Source organism: Aquipseudomonas alcaligenes NBRC 14159 (assembly GCF_000467105.1).
Lineage (GTDB): Bacteria > Pseudomonadota > Gammaproteobacteria > Pseudomonadales > Pseudomonadaceae > Aquipseudomonas > Aquipseudomonas alcaligenes.
Window position 1 is genome coordinate 1 of the sequence record NZ_BATI01000090.1, and the last position, 724, is coordinate 724.

Below are 724 nucleotides of genomic sequence, written 5' to 3' on the forward strand. Positions count from 1 at the left end.
GCGAATTCCACGCTGACTCGGACACCCATTCCACGCACATCCGGATAGTGATTCCACGCTGATCCGGACACTCACTCCACGAGCATCCGGACACCGATTCCACGGCCATCCGGACACTTTTCAGGCAGGCAGCTACGCAGGATTTATTCACTACCATCGACCTCTTTTTCGAAGCGAAGAGGTCGTCGTGGAGCGTTTATCCATGCGTAAAATCCGAGAGGTGTTGCGCCTCAAGTTCGACTGCGGCCTGTCCGTGCGCAAGATCGCCCGCAGCCTGGGTACTGGCCACAGCAGTGCCGGTGATTACCTCTGTCGTTTTGCCGCCAGCGGTCTCAGTTGGCCCTGTTCGTTGTCCGATGCCGAGTTGGAGCAGCAACTGTTCCCGCCGGCCCCGGCGGTTGCCAGTGAGAAGCGGCCTTTACCCGATTGGGCATGGGTGCATGCCGAACTGCGCCGCCCCGGGGTGACCCTGGCGCTGCTCTGGCAGGAGTACCGCCTGAGCCAGCCGCAGGGCTTTCAGTACAGCTGGTTCTGTGAGCACTACCGGGCCTGGCAGGGCAAGCTGGACGTGGTGATGCGTCAGGAGCACCGCGTCGGCGAGAAGCTGTTCGTCGACTATGCCGGCCAGACGGTGCCGGTTATCGACCGCCACAGCGGCGAGATCCGCCAGGCGCAGGTGTTCGTCGCGGTGCTTGGCGCGTCCAGCTACACCTTCGCCGAAGCC

At 62.6% G+C, this 724-nt stretch carries 1 pseudogene; it reads left to right on the forward strand.

Annotated features, from left to right (window positions below):
• Window positions 1-202: 202 nt before the first annotated feature.
• Window positions 203-724: pseudogene (locus tag PA6_RS22130) on the forward strand (IS21 family transposase); the annotation flags it as partial.